The 15,395-nt window shown below is 75.2% G+C and carries 16 protein-coding genes; 8 read left to right on the top strand and 8 right to left on the bottom strand.

The window, feature by feature from the left end; all coding sequences use genetic code 11:
- Nucleotides 1-70: 70 nt before the first annotated feature.
- Both PGB27_RS20195 and nucS read right to left on the bottom strand, forming a co-directional pair.
- On the bottom strand, nucleotides 71-556 hold the full coding sequence (locus PGB27_RS20195) for an HIT family protein (protein ID WP_274202203.1): 486 nt from the start codon (nucleotides 554-556) through the stop codon (nucleotides 71-73).
- Entirely contained in the window at nucleotides 556-1,245 is a 690-nt protein-coding gene (gene nucS, locus PGB27_RS20200) for an endonuclease NucS (RefSeq protein ID WP_274202204.1), read from the bottom strand. The genes PGB27_RS20195 and nucS overlap by 1 nt, the downstream gene beginning before the upstream one ends.
- 84 nt (nucleotides 1,246-1,329) lie before the next feature.
- On the opposite strand from nucS, the gene PGB27_RS20205 reads away from it, so the two are divergent.
- Nucleotides 1,330-1,815: an NUDIX domain-containing protein gene (locus tag PGB27_RS20205; RefSeq protein WP_274202410.1), complete on the top strand. Its 486-nt coding sequence runs from the start codon at nucleotides 1,330-1,332 to the stop codon at nucleotides 1,813-1,815.
- Between the two features lie 39 nt (nucleotides 1,816-1,854).
- Nucleotides 1,855-2,901, top strand: a complete 1,047-nt coding sequence (locus tag PGB27_RS20210; protein WP_274202205.1) for a methyl-accepting chemotaxis domain-containing protein — start codon at nucleotides 1,855-1,857, stop codon at nucleotides 2,899-2,901.
- Nucleotides 2,902-3,175: 274 nt separating this feature from the next.
- On the opposite strand, the gene PGB27_RS20215 is transcribed toward PGB27_RS20210, so the two are convergent.
- Nucleotides 3,176-3,601, bottom strand: a complete 426-nt coding sequence (locus PGB27_RS20215; RefSeq protein ID WP_274202206.1) for a PaaI family thioesterase — start codon at nucleotides 3,599-3,601, stop codon at nucleotides 3,176-3,178.
- 113 nt (nucleotides 3,602-3,714) lie between these two features.
- Here PGB27_RS20215 and PGB27_RS20220 point away from each other — a divergent pair, with 113 nt between their 5' ends.
- Nucleotides 3,715-4,083 carry a nuclear transport factor 2 family protein gene (locus tag PGB27_RS20220; protein ID WP_274202207.1) on the top strand — a complete coding sequence of 123 codons (369 nt, stop codon included), beginning with the start codon at nucleotides 3,715-3,717 and terminating at the stop codon, nucleotides 4,081-4,083.
- A gap of 11 nt (nucleotides 4,084-4,094) precedes the next feature.
- On the opposite strand, the gene PGB27_RS20225 is transcribed toward PGB27_RS20220, so the two are convergent.
- Nucleotides 4,095-6,137: a protein meaA gene (locus PGB27_RS20225; protein WP_274202208.1), complete on the bottom strand. Its 2,043-nt coding sequence runs from the start codon at nucleotides 6,135-6,137 to the stop codon at nucleotides 4,095-4,097.
- Between the two features lie 152 nt (nucleotides 6,138-6,289).
- Between PGB27_RS20225 and PGB27_RS20230 the strand changes: the two genes are divergently transcribed.
- The 3 genes from PGB27_RS20230 to PGB27_RS20240 all read left to right on the top strand — a co-directional run bounded on the left by PGB27_RS20230 (nucleotide 6,290) and on the right by PGB27_RS20240 (nucleotide 8,473).
- The gene (locus PGB27_RS20230) at nucleotides 6,290-6,586 is read left to right on the top strand and encodes a hypothetical protein (protein ID WP_274202209.1); all 297 of its coding nucleotides are present in this window, start codon (nucleotides 6,290-6,292) and stop codon (nucleotides 6,584-6,586) included.
- A 180-nt stretch (nucleotides 6,587-6,766) separates the two neighbouring features.
- Nucleotides 6,767-6,922, top strand: a complete 156-nt coding sequence (locus tag PGB27_RS20235; RefSeq protein ID WP_274202210.1) for a hypothetical protein — start codon at nucleotides 6,767-6,769, stop codon at nucleotides 6,920-6,922.
- Between the two features lie 123 nt (nucleotides 6,923-7,045).
- Nucleotides 7,046-8,473 carry a cytochrome P450 gene (locus tag PGB27_RS20240; protein WP_274202211.1) on the top strand — a complete coding sequence of 476 codons (1,428 nt, stop codon included), beginning with the start codon at nucleotides 7,046-7,048 and terminating at the stop codon, nucleotides 8,471-8,473.
- Nucleotides 8,474-8,525: 52 nt separating this feature from the next.
- Here PGB27_RS20240 and murA read toward each other — a convergent pair whose 3' ends face one another.
- Genes murA through PGB27_RS20260 form a run of 4 tightly spaced genes read right to left on the bottom strand, consistent with a single transcriptional unit; the run spans nucleotide 8,526 to nucleotide 12,806 of the window.
- Nucleotides 8,526-9,794 (bottom strand): UDP-N-acetylglucosamine 1-carboxyvinyltransferase, encoded by a 1,269-nt coding sequence (murA, locus tag PGB27_RS20245; RefSeq protein WP_274202212.1) that lies wholly within the window; start codon nucleotides 9,792-9,794, stop codon nucleotides 8,526-8,528.
- A gap of 12 nt (nucleotides 9,795-9,806) precedes the next feature.
- Entirely contained in the window at nucleotides 9,807-10,637 is an 831-nt protein-coding gene (locus PGB27_RS20250) for an ABC transporter ATP-binding protein (RefSeq protein ID WP_274202213.1), read from the bottom strand.
- Nucleotides 10,638-10,659: 22 nt separating this feature from the next.
- A complete protein-coding gene (locus PGB27_RS20255) occupies nucleotides 10,660-11,724 on the bottom strand; it encodes a FecCD family ABC transporter permease (protein WP_274202214.1) in 1,065 nt (354 codons plus the stop codon).
- A complete protein-coding gene (locus tag PGB27_RS20260) occupies nucleotides 11,721-12,806 on the bottom strand; it encodes a FecCD family ABC transporter permease (protein ID WP_274202215.1) in 1,086 nt (361 codons plus the stop codon). Before PGB27_RS20260 ends, PGB27_RS20255 begins: the two co-directional genes overlap by 4 nt.
- A gap of 122 nt (nucleotides 12,807-12,928) precedes the next feature.
- Here PGB27_RS20260 and PGB27_RS20265 point away from each other — a divergent pair, with 122 nt between their 5' ends.
- Together PGB27_RS20265 and PGB27_RS20270 are read left to right on the top strand one after the other, a co-directional pair.
- Nucleotides 12,929-13,993, top strand: a complete 1,065-nt coding sequence (locus PGB27_RS20265; protein WP_274202216.1) for an iron-siderophore ABC transporter substrate-binding protein — start codon at nucleotides 12,929-12,931, stop codon at nucleotides 13,991-13,993.
- A gap of 20 nt (nucleotides 13,994-14,013) precedes the next feature.
- The gene (locus tag PGB27_RS20270; protein WP_274202217.1) at nucleotides 14,014-15,390 is read left to right on the top strand and encodes a M14 family zinc carboxypeptidase; all 1,377 of its coding nucleotides are present in this window, start codon (nucleotides 14,014-14,016) and stop codon (nucleotides 15,388-15,390) included.
- Nucleotides 15,391-15,395: the final 5 nt, after the last annotated feature.

Genomic DNA, 15,395 nt, shown 5'->3' on the forward strand with positions numbered 1-15,395 from the left:
CAGGCGCGACTGTCGAGGAGTGTCAGCGACGTGCCGTCGCTGACACCCAGTGTCCGTATCGGTACTTCGATCACCCGAGGGCGGCGCGGACCCGCGCGGCGGTGGCGTCGAGGCCCGCGCGGTCCGGGCGGGTCCAGGCCGCGAGCAGGCGCAGGCCGTCGCCGCGGCGGCGCGGGATGACGTGCAGGTGGACGTGCCACACGGTCTGCCAGGCCACCGCCCCGTCGGCGAGCATCAGGTTCACGCCGTCGGCGAGCCCTGCGGTGCGCAGTCCCGCCGCCACCCGCCGCGCCAGCGACCAGACGGCGGCGCCGTCGGCGTCGTCGAGGTCCGCCAGCCCCGCCGCGTGCGCCCGCGGCACCACGAGCACGTGGCCGGTGGTCAGCGGCTGCAGGTCGAGGAACGCCACCGCCCGGTCGGACGTCGCGACGACGCTCGCCTCGCCCCGGCCCTCGACGATCCGGCAGAAGACGCACTCGCCGTCGACCTCGGCGGGCAGGTGCCGGCGCACCCGTCCCAGCCGGCGACCGACGGCGCGCCGCAGACGCGGGAGCATCAGAACAGGCGGAACTCGTCGACCTCGGCGCCGCGCAGGGCGTCGTAGTCGAGCGTGACGCAGCGGATGCCGCGGTCGGTCGCGAGCGTCCGGGCCTGCGGCTTGATCTGCTGCGCGGCGAACACCCCGGCCACCGGCGTGAGCAGCGGGTCGCGGTTGAGCAGCTCGAGGTAGCGGGTCAGCTGCTCGACGCCGTCGATCTCCCCGCGGCGCTTGATCTCCACAGCCACCGACGCGCCCCGGTCGTCGCGGCAGAGCAGGTCGACCGGGCCGATCGCCGTGGGGTACTCGCGGCGCACGAGCGTCCAGCCCTCCCCCAGGGTGGTGACGTGCTGGGCGAGCAGTTCCTGCAGGTGGGCCTCGACGCCGTCCTTGACCAGCCCGGGGTCGACGCCGAGCTCGTGGCTGGAGTCGTGCTGGATCTCCTCGAGCATGATCGTCAGCGTCTCGTCGGCCTTGTTGCGCACGGTCCACACGCTCTCGGGCTGTCCCGTCGCTCCGCTCGCCCGGGGCTCCTCTGTGAGCCAGCACGGCGGGCTCATCCAGTTCAGCGGCTTGTAGGCCCGGTCGTCGGCGTGGACGCTGACCGACCCGTCCGCCTTGACCAGCAGCAGCCGCAGCGCGCTGGGCAGGTGCGCGGTCAGGCGGCCGTCGTAGTCGACCGTGCACCGGGCGATGACGAGACGCACGGCGCCGAGCGTAGGAGGGGAGGATGCGGCGCCGTGGAGCACCCCGTGACCACCAGCAGCCGCGAGATCTACACCAACCCCTGGATGGTCCTGCGCGAGGACACCTTCCGCCGCCCCGACGGCTCCGACGGCCTGTACGGCGTGATCGACAAACCGGACTACGCGCTGGTCGTGGCCCTCGACGGGGACCGGCTGGCGATGGTCGAGCAGTACCGCTACCCGATCGGGCTGCGGCGCTGGGAGTTCGTCCAGGGCACCGCCCCTGACCGCGCGGAGATGCCCGCCCGGGAGCTGGCGGAGCGCGAGCTCGCCGAGGAGACCGGCCTGACCGCGGCCACCTGGACCTACCTCGGGCTGCTCGACGTCGCGCCCGGCGTCTCGTCCCAGCGCGGGCGAGCCTTCCTCGCCACCGACCTCACCGCCGGCGAGCCGGCCCGCGAGGACACCGAGGCCGACATGCGCTTCGCGTGGGTGACGCGCGCGGAGTTCGAGGACCGCGCCCGCTCCGGCGAGATCACCGACGCGCAGACGCTCGCCGCCTACGCGCTGCTGCTCCTCCGGTCGCCGTAACCGGGGCGTGGATCGCCGGCGGACGGGCACAGTGGGGGCATGGCGTTGGTACGGCTCGGTCCGCTGTCGGTGCCCACGCCCGGCGAGGTGGTCGGCTGGGTCGGCGAGGTCGTCGACGTCGGCGTCCGCCTGCCCGGGCGGGTGGAGTCGCTGCTCGACGAGGTGACGCGGCTGGTGGACGTGCTCGGCACGCTCGCCGACCGCGTCGACGGCCTCGTCGACCGCGCCGACACCATCGTCGGGCGCGTGGACGGGGTCATGGAGCGCGTGGACGGCGTGCTCGGCGAGACCCGGCGGATCACCGAGGGGGCGAACGAGGTGGTCGGGTCGGCGCGCAGCATCACCAGCGGCGCGGAGGAGGTCGTCGGGTCCGCCCGCTCGATCACCGCCGGCGCCGAGGAGGTCGTCGGGTCCGCCCGCTCGATCACCGCCGGCGCCGAGGAGGTCGTGGGCTCCGCCCGCAAGATCACCACGGGTGCCGACGAGGTGGTCAGCTCGGCGCGTGGCATCACCAGCGGGGCCAGCGAGGTCGTGGAGTCCGCGCGGCGCATCACCTCGGGCGCGGACGAGGTCGTCGGCTCGGCGCGCTCGATCACCGCGGGCGCCGACGAGGTCGTCACCTCGGCGCGGGCGATCACGAGCGGGGCGAGCGAGGTCGTCGACTCCGCCCGCGGCATCACCAGCGGCGCCGAGGGCGTCGTCGGCGACGCCCGGGAGATCACCGCGGGGGCCCGCGACATCGTCCAGGGCGCGGGCGCCACGAGCCGCTCGGCGCAGGAGCTGCTCGACCTCTACCGCCCGATGCTCGAGCAGGGCGCGCCGCTCGCCGGCCGGTTCATCGACGAGCTCAGCCCGGAGGAGGTCGACGCGGCGATCAAGCTCGTGGACCAGATGCCGCAGTTCACCGAGCACATGGTCTCGGACATCATGCCGATCCTCGCGACCCTCGACCGCGTCGGTCCGGACCTGCACGAGCTGCTCGACGTCACCAAGGACCTGCGCCAGGCCATCGACGGCATCCCGGGGTTCTCGTTCCTCAAGCGCCGCGGGTCGCGCGGTGAGGACGAGGAGGAGATCGAGGGCTGAGGAGCAGCCTCGGACGCCCGCCGCCCGGCGCACGATCGCGGCGACCTCGGCCGGCTGCGACACCGCCGCCGAGTGCCCGGCGTCGAGGTGGACGACGGTCCCGGCGCGCCCGGCCATCGCCTCCTGTGCGAACGACGGGATCGCCGCGTCCCGGTCGCCCACGACGTAGGTGGTCGGCACGTCGTGCCAGGCGGCGCGGGTCAGCGGCTGCTCGACGGCGGCCCGTCGATCGCGTCGAGCGCGCGGTCCCTGCTTCCGCCCAACGGGAGCGGCGTCAGCCCGGGATCACGGCCTGCGTCTGGGTGGTCCGCGCGACGAGGCGGCCGCGGTCGTCGGTGAGGTCGGTCTGCACGACGACCTGGGTGCGCCCGGCGTGCACCGGACGGGCCGTCGCCCGGACCTCCGACCCCGACACCGCGCGGAAGAGGTGCGTGCCCGACTCCGTGGTGGCGGTCCGGGCACCCGCCGGGAGGCCGAGGAAGGCGCAGACGGCGCCCGCGGTGTCGGCGAGCGCCATCAGCGCGCCGCCGTGCAGCAGCCCGCCCGCGGTGGTGTGCGCGTCCGACCAGGGGAGCACGGCGACGGTCTCGTCGGGACCGGCGGCCTCGAGGCGGATGCCGAGGCCGGCGGCGAAGGGCATGGCGGCGACGATCTCGTCGGGTCGTGGTCGAGCTCCGCTGTGCTGCGTCTCCTGGGTCACGGGCACCAGCCTCGGGCCGGACGTGCTGATCGTCCATGACCCACGAGGTCATCGACCCGGCTACCGCACCGCGGTCAGGGTTCTCCCGTCACCACGACCCGAGGAGGACCCCGATGACCGCCACCGACACCACCACCCTCGTCGACCGCTACCTCGCCGCCTGGAACGCGACCGACCCGGCCGCGCGCCGCGAGGCGGTCGCCGCGGTCTTCACCCCCGACGCGCGCTACGTCGACCCGCTCGCCGACGTCCGCGGCCACGACGGCGTCGACGCGCTGATCGCCGGCGCGCAGGAGCAGTTCGCGGGCCTGGTGTTCTCGCCCGGCGACGTGCTCGACGCCCACCACGACGTCGTGCGCTTCACCTGGCACCTCGGCCCCGCGGGAGCCGAGCCCGTGGTCATCGGGTTCGACGTCGCGGAGATCGCGGACGACGGGCGGCTGGCCCGCGTCCACGGCTTCCTCGACCGGGTGCCCGGCTGAGGAACCGGTGCTCAGGCCCCCGCGACGGGAGCCGGCGACGGCGAGTCGGAGCCGGAGGAGAGGCCGTGCGCCTCGCGGACGACGTCGACGAACTCGCCCATGATCCCGGTCAGCGAGTAGGTCTTCGGTGTCACGACGCGGTGCACGCCGAGGCGCTGGAGCTGCTCGGCGTCGTTCGGCGGGATGATCCCGCCGACGACGACCGGGATGTCGTCGGCACCCGCGCGGGCCAGGCCGTCGAGCACCGCGGGCACGACCTCGAGGTGCGAGCCCGACAGCACCGACAGGCCCACGACGTGCACGCCCTCCTGCACGGCCGCCGCGACGATCTCGGCCGGCGTGAGGCGGATGCCCTGGTAGATGACCTCGAAGCCGGCGTCGCGCGCCCGCACCGCGATCTGCTCGGCGCCGTTCGAGTGCCCGTCGAGCCCGGGCTTGCCGACGAGCATGCGCAGCGACGACGTGCCCATCTCCTCGGCGGTCTGCCGCACGCGCGCCCGCACCGCCGCGAGCTCCTCGGGCGCCTCGCCCGAGCCCGAGGAGGCGGCGGACACCCCGGTCGGCGCGCGGTAGGAGCCGAAGACGTCACGCAGCGCGGCCGCCCACTCCCCCGTCGTCACCCCGGCCTTCGCGCAGGCCAGCGTGGCGTCCATGAGGTTCGCGTCGGTCGACGCGGCGTCGCGCAGGCGGGCGAGCGCGGCGTCGGCGGCCTCCTGGTCGCGGCCCGCGCGCCACTCCTGCACCGCGCGGGCGGCCTCCTCCTCCACCGACCTCTCGACGGTGAAGATCGCCTCGGCGCCCTCGGCCTGCAGCGGGCTGGGTTCGGTGGAGGTGAACTTGTTGACCCCGACGACCACGTCCTCGCCGGACTCGAGGCGCATCCGCCGCTGCGCGAGCGACGACACCAGCTGCGACTTCATGTAGCCCGAGTCGACGGCCGGCACCGCGCCGCCCATCTCGGCGACCTTCGCCATCTCCGCCCGCGCGCCCTCGACGATCGCCGCCGTCTTGGCCTCCATGACGTGCGACCCGGCGAAAATGTCGTCGTGGTCGAGCAGGTCGGTCTCGTAGGCCAGCACCTGCTGCATCCGCAGCGCCCACTGCTGGTCCCACGGCCGCGGCAGGCCCAGCGCCTCGTTCCACGCCGGCAGCTGTACCGCGCGGGCCCGGGCGTCACGGGACAGCGTCACCGCGAGCATCTCCAGCACGATGCGCTGGACGTTGTTCTCCGGCTGCGCCTCGGTGAGCCCGAGCGAGTTGACCTGCACGCCGTAGCGGAAGCGGCGCATCTTCGGGTCCTCGACGCCGTAGCGCTCGCGGCACAGCTCGTCCCAGAGCTGCGAGAACGCCCGCAGCTTCGCGATCTCCTCGATGAAGTGCAGGCCGGCGTTGACGAAGAACGAGATGCGCCCGACGACCGTGCCGAAGTCCTCGGCCGGCACCTGACCCGAGTCGCGCACCGCGTCGAGCACGGCGATCGCCGTCGACAGGGTGTAGGCGACCTCCTGCGTCGGCGTCGCCCCGGCCTCCTGCAGGTGGTAGCTGCAGATGTTGATGGGGTTCCACTTGGGGACGTTCGTGTAGGTCCATGCGATCATGTCGGTGATCAGCCGGACGCTCGGCGCGGGCGGGAACGCGTAGGTCCCGCGCGAGAGGTACTCCTTGACGATGTCGTTCTGCGTCGTGCCCGCCAGCGACGCCCGGTCGGCACCGTGCTCGTCGGCGACGGTGACGTAGAGCGCGAGCATCCACATCGCCGTCGCGTTGATCGTCATCGAGGTGTTGGCCTCGTTGAGCGGGATCCCGTCGAACAGCGCCCGCATGTCCCCGACGTGCGACACCGGCACGCCGACCTTGCCGACCTCGCCCTTCGCTAGCTCGTGGTCGGGGTCGTAGCCGGTCTGCGTCGGCAGGTCGAACGCCACCGAGAGCCCGGTCTGGCCCTTCTCCAGGTTCCGCCGGTAGAGCTCGTTCGACGCGCGCGCCGACGAGTGGCCGGCATAGGTCCGCATGACCCAGGGCCGGTCGCGGGCGTCGTCGCTGGGGTAGGGCACGTCGGTACCTCCGCTGCGCTTCGTCACCTGGCGATGACCCGCTGATGTTACCGACGGGTCTCGTGAGCGGAATCGCGCGCGGAGATGCCGTGGCCCACAGGATCGGTCAGGAACAGCGGGCGTCCCGGGGGCAGACGGGGGACGATGAGCACATGGTCGGGTCCATCGGCGAGATCCTCACCGCCATCGCGATGGTGGTCGTCCTCGCGGGTCTCCTGCGCTACACCTTCGGCCGCGGGCCCCAGGGGGCGCTGCCCGACGAGCACGGCGACCTCGGACTGCTCGAGACCGTGGCCGTGGTGCCGACGCGCGAGGCCGCCGACGTGCTCGTCGCCAAGCTCGCCCGGGAGAAGGTGCGGGTCACGGTCAGCCACGGCGAGGAGGGCTGGCGGCTGCTCGCCTTCCCGTCCGACGCCGACGACGCCCGCGTGGTGCTCCGCCAGTCCTGAGAGAAGCGCCATCGAGGTGGCGGCGAGCGACCACGGGAGAGCCTTCCCTGCCGTCCTTGCCCGCCGTCGACGGTGCGCGCATCCGTCCACGCGCTCCGGCATGTCGATCTGCGCCGTCCGGGCACCCGGCGGGCCCGCTCCACGGAGCACCGGGACCAGGACACCATGAGGAGGTCGGACATGACCAAGCCCGGGGAGAACGCCCCCCGCCCCACCGCTGACGAGCCCGAGGAGGGCGCCCGCCGCGACGTCAACCCGGACCTGCACGGCCAGGCGCGCGAGGCCGAGGAGAAGATGCGCTCGGACGACCCGGACGCCACGCCGGGCGGCGGCTGACCCACGGCGCGGCCTGATCTGCTGCGCAGCGCGGGGCACGCGTGAGCCCGCGGGGCCGACGGGTAGCACCAGGACGGTTGACCGACCCAGCCGCCCGCACCCACGGCCCCCGGGAGGCTCCCCGTGTCGTCCCCCTCCGGCACCACACCGCGCGCCCAGCCCACCGAGTCCACCCAGCCGACCGATCCCACCGAGCCCGAGCCCACCGGCCCCGTGCCGCGGCTCGGGCCGGCGGACACGGCCCGCCTCGCGGCCCGCGTCCTGATCCCGACGATCGCGCAGGGCGCCATCGCCCGGCGCCCGCGCGTCGTCGGGCTCGCCGAGCGGCTCGACCTCGACGCCCGGGCCGTCGCGACCGTGCAGGACCTGCACCGCCGCTACGGCGACGGCCCCGTCCGCCTGCCGCTGCCGGTGCGGCGCTTCGCGCTCGTGCTGGCGCCGCAGGACGTGCACCGCGTGCTCGAGGGGTCGCCGGAGCCGTTCGCCCTGGCCAACCGCGAGAAGCAGGGCGCGCTGGGCCAGTTCCAGCCGCACGGCGTGCTCGCCTCGCACGGGGAGGAGCGCGCGGAGCGCCGGCGGGTCAACGAGAGCGTGCTCGACACGCCCCAGCCGGTGCACCGGCTCGCCGGCGACGTCGTGGCCACCGTGCGCGAGGAGGCCCGCCTCGTCGCCCAGCAGGCCGCGCGGACCGGGCGCCTGGACTGGGCGGCCTACTCCACGGGCTGGCGCCGCGCGTTCCGCCGGGTGGTGCTCGGCGACGCGGCGCGCGACGACGAGGGCCTGCAGCAGGACCTCGACGCGCTGCGCTACCGCGCGAACTGGTCGTACTTCCTGCCCCGCTCGCGCACCCGCCGCGACCGGCTGCGTGGCCGGCTCGGGCAGTACCTCGAGCGCGCCGAGCCCGGGAGCCTCGCCGGGCTCCTCGCGCAGACCGCGGGCGAGGACTCCGTGGTGGACCCGGTCGACCAGATCCCCCAGTGGCTGTTCGCCTTCGACCCGGCCGGCATGGCGAGCATCCGGGCCCTGGCCCTGCTCGCCGCCGCCCCCGAGGAAGCGGGTCGGGTCCGCGCGGAGATCGAGGGCGTCGACCTGGACGTCCCGCAGGAGCTGCGCCGCCTGCGGGCCGCGGTGCTCGAGTCGGTGCGGCTGTGGCCGACCACCCCGATGATCCTGCGGGAGACCACCCGGGACGTCTCCTGGCCCACCGGCCGGCTGGCCGCGGGGACCGCCGTGCTGGTCTACGCCCCGTTCTTCCACCGCGACGACGACGGCCTCGCGGTCGCCCACCGCTTCACCCCGGAGCTGTGGACCGGCGAGGGTCACGACGGCACCGCCGGCGACGCCGCGACCGACTGGCCGCTGGTCCCGTTCAGCGAGGGCCCGGGCGTCTGCCCCGGTCAGAACCTCGTGCTGCTGACGACGAGCACGTTCCTGGCCACGCTGCTCGAACACCACGACCACGCGCTCGAGCACCCGGCGTCCCTCGACCCCGACCACGTCCCGGGCGTCGTCAGCCCCTTCCGCGTGCGCTTCCGGACGACCGGCCGCTGACGCCCATGTGAGCACTTTCCACGGCTATAGCCGTGGAAAGTGCTCACATACGTCAGCGCTGGGGTGGCGCCGCGATCCGCTGGATGTCGCCGCCGAGGGCCGCGAGGTTCTCGACGAAGAGCGGGTAGCCGCGGTCGATGTGGGCGACGTCCCAGACCTCGGTCTCGCCGTCGGCGCACAGCCCCGCGAGGACGAGCCCGGCGCCCGCGCGGATGTCCGACGCCCACACCGGCGCCGACGACAGCCGCCGCACCCCGCGGACCACCGCGTGGTGGCCGTCGGTCCGCGCGTCGGCGCCGAGCCGAACCATCTCCTCGACGAACCGGAAGCGCCCCTCGAAGACGTTCTCGGTGATCATCGAGGTGCCCTCGGAGACCGCCGAGAGCGCGATCGCCATCGGCTGCAGGTCGGTCGCGAAGCCCGGGTAGGGCAGCGTCACCCAGTCCACCGAGCGCGGGCGGGCGGCCATGACCACCCGGAACCCGCCGTCGAGCGCGGTGACCTCGGCGCCGGCCTGGCCCAGGCGGTCGAGCACGAGGTCGAGGTGGTGGGGGTCGACGCCGCGCACGGTGACGTCGCCGCCGGTCATGGCCGTCGCGAAGCCCCAGGTGGCGCCGACGATCCGGTCGCCGATGACCCGGTGCGTCGTCGGCGTCAGCGGCCCGCCGCCGTGCACGGTCAGCGTCGAGGTCCCGCCGCCCTCGATCTTGGCGCCCATCTGCTGGAGCATCGTCACGAGGTCGACGATCTCCGGCTCGCGCGCGGCGTTGTCGATCACCGTGGTGCCCTCGGCGAACACCGCGGCCATGAGGATGTTCTCGGTGGCCCCGACGCTCGGGAAGTCCAGCCAGATCTGCGCGCCGCGCAGCGTCTCGGCGCCCGCGACTACGCATCCGTGCGAGATCTCGCTCGACGCGCCCAGCAGGCGCAGGCCCGCCTGGTGCATGTCGAGCGGGCGCGAGCCGATCGCGTCGCCACCCGGCAGCGGCACCACCGCGCGGCGGCAGCGGGCCACCAGGGGCCCGAGCACGCACACCGAGGCGCGCAGCCGGGAGACCGAGCGGTAGTCGGCCTCCGGGGTCAGCTCGGCGGGGACGTCGATGGTCACCGTGTCGCCGTCGACCGACACCGCGCAGCCGAGGCTGCGCAGCACGTCCGCCATGAGCGGGACGTCGAGGATCTCGGGGCAGTTGGTGATGACCGTCCGGCCCTGGGCGAGCAGCGCCGCCGCCATCAGCTTGAGCACGCTGTTCTTGGCGCCGACGACGTCGACCGCCCCGGACAGCGGGCCCGAGCCGCGCACCACGAAGTGCTCGTTCATCGCCCGGTGACGCTACCCGTCGGCCCGCACGACCCCGTCGGCGGAGGCCTCACGCGAGCGCAGCGGGCGGCGCGGGACGACCATCGGCGTCCCGGTCTCGGGGTCGGGCACCACGCGGCAGGCGAGCCCGTAGACGTCGGTGACGAGCTCCTCGGTGAGCACCTCGGCCGGCGGCCCCTCCGCCGCCACGACGCCCCCCGGGCCCAGCGCGATGAGGTGCGTGGCGTAGCGGGCGGCCTGGTTGAGGTCGTGCAGGACGGCGACGAGGGTGCGCCCGAGGTCGCCGTGCAGGCGCGCGCAGAGCTCGAGGACGTCGACCTGGTGGGCGATGTCGAGGTAGGTCGTCGGCTCGTCGAGCAGCAGGATCGGGGTCTCCTGGGCCAGCGCCATCGCGAGCCACACCCGCTGGCGCTGCCCGCCCGACAGCTCGTCGACCAGGCGCGGCGCGAGGTCGGCGACGTTCGTCAGCGTCATCGCCTCGGCGACGGCGGCCTCGTCGGCGTCCGACCACTGCTTGAGCAGCTGCTGGTGGGGATACCGGCCGCGCGCGACGAGGTCGCCGACGGTGATGCCGCCCGGCGCCGTGGCGGTCTGCGGGAGCAGGCCGAGGCGCCGCGCGACCTCCTTGGAGCGATAGCTCGCGATCGACGCGCCGTCGAGCACCACCGTGCCCGCGGTCGGCGCCAGCACCCGCGCCAGGGCCGCGAGCAGTGTGGACTTGCCGCAGGCGTTGGGTCCGACGATCACGGTGAACGAGTCGTCGGGGATCGCGACCGCGAGGTCGCGGGCCACCGTGCGGCCCTCGTAGCCCAGCGTCACGTCCTGGGCGTGCAGGCGGGTCATGCGGCTCCTGCCGGGTGGGCGGTCACGTCGGGCTCCCCCGCCACAGCCGCACCAGCAGCGCGACGAGGTAGAGCCCGCCGACGAGGCCGGTGGCGATGCCCACCGGCAGCGGGACGGGGGCGAACAGGCGGGTGACGGCGAGGTCGCTGACGACGAGCAGCGCGGCGCCGACGAGCGCGCTCGGCAGGAGCACCGGGGTGGCCGCGCGGGTCAGCGAGCGCGCGATCTGGGGCGCGGCGAGGGCGAGGAACGGGATCGGCCCGGCGGCGGCCACCGACGCCGCGGCCAGCCCGACCGCGCCGAGCAGCAGCACGGTGCGCGTGCGCCCGACGTCCACGCCGAGCGCGCCGGCGGGCCGGTCGCCGAGCTCGAGCAGCGCGAGCCGGCGCGCCCACCCGAAGAGCACCGGCAGGAGCAGGACGAGCACGACGCCGAGCGCGACGACCTGGGGCCAGCCGCGGTTGCCGAGGTCGCCGAGCAACCACGCCTGGGCGTCGACGGCGGTCTGGAGCTGCGCGGTGGTGATCAGCCAGCTGTTCACCGCGAGGAGGGCCGCGCCGATCCCGATGCCGATGAGCACCATGCGCAGGCCCTGCGTACCGCGCCCGGCCGCGAGGGCCACGACGAACAGCGCGGTGACCAGCCCGCCGACCAGGGCGCCGACCGAGGTCCCCAGCGTGCCCGCCCCGAGCACGATGATCGCGACGAGCGCGCCGGTCGAGGCGCCGGTGGTGAAGCCGATGACGTCGGGGCTGCCGAGCACGTTGCGCGAGAGGCTCTGCAGCACCGCGCCGCTGACCGCCAGCGCCGCGCCCACCCCGATCGCGAGCAGCAGGCGCGGCAGGCGCAGGGTCAGCACGACGAACTCGGTGGCCCGGCTGCCCTGGCCGACGAGCGTCTCGCCCACCTCGGCGAGCGTCAGCGGGAACTCGCCGGTGGTCATCGACACCACCGCGCCCACGAGGACCACGGCGGCGGCGACCGCCCCCACCGCGACCGAGCGCGGGCCGACGCGCACCGACACCCGGCCGCCGGCCAGGCGCACGAGCCGCCCGGTGACGAGCCCCGGTCCGGTCGCGCCGCTCACACGCCCACCAGCCGGCGCCGGCGGCACAGGGCCACGAAGACGGGCACGCCGAGCACGGCGGTCGTGACGCCCACCTGGATCTCGCCGGGCGGGGCGACGACGCGGCCGACGACGTCGGCGACGAGCAGCACGATCGCTCCCAGCACCGCGGTGTAGGGCAGCAGCCATCGGTGCGTGGGCCCGACGATGCCGCGCACCACGTGCGGGACGGCGAGCCCGAGGAAGGCGATCGGGCCGACGGCGGCGGTCGCGGCGCCGGCGAGGACGGTCACGACGGCGCCGGCCAGCACCCGGGTGCGCTCGACGTCGAGGCCCAGCGCCTGGCCGGCGCGGTCGCCGAGCGCGAGCGTGTCGAGCGCGCGGGCCATGGCGAGGGCACCGACGATCCCGACCGCGAGGAACGGTGCCACGGTGAGCAGGACGTCGAGGCGCCGCCCCGACAGCGAGCCGAGGTTCCAGAACCGGAAGGCGTCGAACGTGCTCGGCGTCAGGACCAGCGCGGCGTTCACCAGCGCGATGAGCACGGCGGTGACCGCCGAGCCGGCGAGCACCAGGCGTTCGGGCGTGCCCGAGGACCGCCCGGTGGCGCCGAGCAGGTGCACCACGAACATGGCCAGGGCCGCGCCGACCAGCCCGAACCACACGTAGCCGGTGATCGTGCCGACGCCGAAGACGCCGATGGCCACGACCACGAGCGCCGAGGCGCCGGCATTGACCCCGAGCAGGCCCGGGTCGGCCAGCGGGTTGCGCGACAGCCCCTGCATCACCGCGCCGGAGACCCCCAGCGCCGCGCCCACGGCCAGCGCGAGCAGGCCGCGGGGCACGCGCAGGTCGCGCACGATGGCGGCCTCGGTCCCCGACGTGTCGCCGGCCATCCCACCAGGGTCGCCCCACAGCAACGACCACGACTGCGCGAGCCCGATGTCGCGCGAGCCGATACCGATGCTGACCAGCAGCACGAGCAGCGCGATCCCGACCAGCGCGAGCAGCCCGACCGCGCGCGTCGCGGACCCCGCCACGCCGGGCGGACCCGTCCGCTGCCCCGGCGGGGCCTGCCCGGACGACGGTGCGTCCACCACCACCGCGCGCTCACCCCACTCCCGGGTACGGACCAGCCGCCGTGCAGCCTAACCGTTAGGGTTGCCTACCCTCAGGGTGTCCGAGCTGTCCGGTTCGTGCCCCGCCCCGACCGTCAGGAGTCCGCGTGTCCCCCGGACCGATCCGGCGTCTCGTCCATGGTCGAGCTCCGCTCCGCTCCGTCTCCCGAGTCCTCGCGACGGCCGCCGCCGCCCTGCTCCTCCTCGCGGCCTGCGGCGGCGGGGGTGAGAGCGGTGGTGGCGGTGGCGGCGGTGGTGGTGGCGCCCCGGCCGGCTCGGCCGCCGGCACCGCCTACCCCGCCACGATCGACACCCAGTTCGGCCCGGTGACCGTCGAGGAGCCACCGCAGCGGGTCGTCGCGCTGGGCTGGTCGGACGCCGAGACGGCGCTGGTCCTCGGCGTCCAGCCCGTCGGCGCGTCGGACTGGCTGGGCTTCGGCGGCACCGGCGTCGGCCCCTGGTCGCCGCCGTACCAGACGCCGCCGACGATCCTCGGCACCACGCAGCTCGACTACGAGGCCGTCGCCGCCCTGCGCCCCGACCTCATCCTCGACACGCGCTCCTCGGGCGACCAGCAGCGCTACGACACCCTCTCGCGGATCGCGCCCACCGTCGGCCCGCCGCCCGGGCTCGCGGCCGCGTACGGCACGACGTGGCGCCAGCAGATGGACATGGTGTCCCGGGCGCTGGGCAAGCCCGAGGAGGGTGCGCGCCAGATCGCGGGGCTCGAGGAGGAGTTCCGCGCCACGACGGCCGCGAACCCCTCGTTCGCCGGCAAGCAGGCCGCGGTCGGTGCCTTCTTCGGCGGCCAGTGGGGCGCCTACATCCCCGGCGACGCCCGGGTGGACGTCATGGACGGGCTCGGTTTCCGGACCCCGCCGCAGATCGAGGCGCTCTCCTCGCAGGCGGCCGGGTCGTTCTACGTCAACCTCTCCGGCGAGCAGGTCGGGCTGCTCTCCTCGGACCTCACCGTCGCCTTCCCGATCGGCGGCAGCGCCGACGCCATCCGCGCCGACCCCGTGCTCTCGCGCACCCCCGCCGCCCAGGCCGGGCACCTCGTCGTCCTCGACGACAAGACGACGAGCGACGCGTTCTCGTCGGGCTCCGTGCCCGGCACCGCGGCGGCGCTCGACCGGGCCGTGCCGCTGTTCGCGGGGGCGCTGGCCCGCTGACGCTGGCAGGATCGCCCGCCGTGAGCGCGCTCCCCGGCTGGCTCGTCGCCGAGATGGCCGGGGTCCCGCCCCGCGACACCCTCGCCGGCGCGGACGAGCTCGCGGCCGGGGCCGAACGCCTCGCCGCCGAGCACCCGGGGGTCGTCACGCGCCGGCGCGTCGGCACCTCGGGGCAGGGCGAGCCCCTCACGGCGCTGACGATCGGGGCCGGGGACGGGCCGGCCAGCCCCTCCGCGCTGGTCATCGGCCTGCCCCACCCCAACGAGCCGGTCGGCGGGCTCACCGCGCTGCACCTCGCCCGGCGGCTCGCGCAGGACGACGCGCTGCGCGCACGCCTCGGGCTCGTCTGGCACGTCGTCCCGTGCATCGACCCGGACGGGCTGCGCCTCAACGAGGGGTGGCTCGCCGGGCCGTTCACGCGCGAGCACTACGCCCGCCACCTCTACCGGCAGGCCGGGAACGAGCAGATCGAGTGGAGCTTCCCGCTCGCGCACAAGGACGCCTGGTTCGACGCGGTGCTGCCCGAGACGCTCGCGCTGATGCGCCTGGTCGACGAGCACCGCCCGGTGCTCATGGCCTCGCTGCACAACGCCGAGGTCGGCGGCGTCTACCACTACCTCTCCCGCCCCGAGCCCCCGCTGCACCCGCTGCTGCAGGCGATCCCGGCGCAGGCGGGCCTCACGCTGCACCGCGGCGAGCCCGAGGCGCCGTGGATCCCGCTGCTCGCCGAGGGCATCTACCGCTCGCTCGACATCCGCGACGCCTACGACCACCTCGAGGTCACCGGGGAGCAGGGCTCGCTCGTCGGCGGCAACTCCACCGGCGCGTACGCCGCCCGCCACGGCACGTTGACGCTGGTCACCGAGGTGCCCTACTGGCGCGACGACCGCCTGGGCGACGAGACCCCGAGCGGGCACGGCCGGTCGGGGCTGCTCGCCGACGCCGGGACGGCGGTCCGTGAGCTGGCCGCGACGCTGCGCGCGACCCTCGAGACCGTCGACGGCGCCGTGCACGAGTCCCCGTTCGTGCGCGCCACCCGCTTCTTCGCCCCGTTCCTCGCCGGCAGCGCCGACGACCTCGCCCGCCGCGCCGCCGCCGAGCCCGACCGGCCCGCCACCGTCGCCGAGCTGGCCTCGCTCGCCGAGATCACCGACATGTCGCGGCTGCGCTACGCCGGGATGCTGCTGCGCGCGCTCGACGCCGAGATCGCGCTGGGCAACGTGCGCCCGGCGGTGCGCGCCGCCCGGGCCGGGCTCGCCGAGCGCTTCGCCGCCTGGTGCGCCGAGGCCGCCGGGCGCACGCCCGCCGACACCGTCCCGATCCGCGACCTCGTCGCCGTGCAGGCGGCCTCGGTGCTCGCCGCCGCGGACCACCTCGCGAGGCCCGACGCTCCCTAGACTGG

This window comes from Actinomycetospora lemnae (assembly GCF_028737315.1).
In the GTDB taxonomy this organism is placed as follows: domain Bacteria; phylum Actinomycetota; class Actinomycetes; order Mycobacteriales; family Pseudonocardiaceae; genus Actinomycetospora; species Actinomycetospora lemnae.